Origin of the sequence: Companilactobacillus halodurans, from assembly GCF_009600985.1 — a bacterium.
GTDB classification, from domain to species: domain Bacteria; phylum Bacillota; class Bacilli; order Lactobacillales; family Lactobacillaceae; genus Companilactobacillus; species Companilactobacillus halodurans.
In genome coordinates, this window is sequence record NZ_VDFP01000166.1 from 1 (window position 1) to 1,296 (window position 1,296).

The window sequence follows — 1,296 nt, forward strand, 5'->3', positions numbered from 1 at the left end:
CAATGACATCTTGTTTATGGTTCGAGTAGTGACTATCCATATGGTGCGGTGTTAATAAAATATGACTAATACCTTGTTCTACTGCTGCTTGTGCCAACTTCAATGCCATCGTTTGATCTTTAGCACCATCATCAACTCCCGGCAACATGTGGCAATGTAAGTCAATCAATTTCGTTTTTTCTTATCTTCAACTCCATAATATCCGCCGTAATAACCACCATAATAACTACCACCATAGTAGCCACCAGATTTTTGTTCGGTTACACGGTTCATAATTGCTCCTAAAATATTGGCGTTAACTGTTTCCAATGCTTCTTTTGCATGCATAACCCCGGCTTTATCAGCGATACCCTGTGGCACTACCAAAACAGTCCCATCAACCCGAGCTGCTAATACTTGTGCATCAGTCACAGTATTGACAGGCGGAGCATCTAACACAACTAAATCAAATTTATCAGTTAAGCGGACTAACAAGTCTTTTGTTCGCAAGCTACCCAACAATTCAGCTGGATTAGGTGGAACCGGTCCACTAGTAATCACGTACAAATCATCAACAACGGTTGGTTGGACTATTTCTTCCAAAGTAGCATTGCCTAATAAATAGTTAGATAATCCACGACGATTGCTGACGCCAAAAGTTTTGTGAACAGTTGGTCGACGCAAATCAGCATCAATCAAAATGACTTTTGATCCTTGGTCAGCCCAAGTTACGGCCACATTATTACTAACAGTCGATTTTCCTTCTGAAGGATCAGATGATGTAAATAATAAAGACTTGAATTTCTTATCAATTGATGAAAATTGAATATTCGTCCGTATTGTTTTGAACTGCTCAGAAATCATTCCTTTAGGATCAGTGTACGTAACAAGCCCAATTCCATATTTCAAACTGGTATTATCAATCTTACGTTTTTTTCGACCAAACAAATTAAGCACCATCGTCTACACCCTCCTTGGACTATTGCCATAAAGCTTTTGCTTACTAAAGACTCGCTTCTTAACGTCAGATTGATCAATCTCATTGACAATACCCAAAGCTGTTAGGCCTAATGTGTCAGTTAAATAATCCTCCGAAGTTACAGTTGTATCTGTAATTTCGCGAATAAAAGCAAGTCCAATTCCCAACAACAATCCAACTACTAATCCTGCTAATAGATTTAAAGCTTTTCTTGGACTAACTGGACTTTTTTCAACTGAAGCGGGAGAAACAATTGAAACATTGTTAATACTCATTATTTTACCAACTTTTTTCTTGAATACCTCGGCTGTTAAATTAGCAACAGCTGCTGAAGTATT

General features: G+C 38.2%; 3 protein-coding genes. All 3 read right to left on the reverse strand.

Annotation, left to right across the window (positions count from 1 at the left end; all coding sequences use genetic code 11):
- On the reverse strand, positions 1 to 148 hold a 148-nt coding region (locus FHL06_RS13315; protein ID WP_337692579.1), incomplete at its 3' end, for a CpsB/CapC family capsule biosynthesis tyrosine phosphatase.
- Positions 149 to 165: 17 nt separating this feature from the next.
- Complete coding sequence (locus tag FHL06_RS13320) at positions 166 to 939, reverse strand: CpsD/CapB family tyrosine-protein kinase (RefSeq protein WP_153387104.1); 774 nt, start codon at positions 937 to 939, stop codon at positions 166 to 168.
- Positions 940 to 942: 3 nt separating this feature from the next.
- Positions 943 to 1,296 (reverse strand): GNVR domain-containing protein (locus FHL06_RS13325; protein ID WP_272950475.1); only part of this gene is annotated, 354 nt, incomplete at its 5' end.

What these genes read in the sequence shown, in the direction of transcription:
- FHL06_RS13320 (WP_153387104.1), bottom strand. Translation starts at nt 939, where the DNA reads ATGGTGCTTAATTTGTTTGGTCGAAAAAAACGTAAGATTGATAATACC.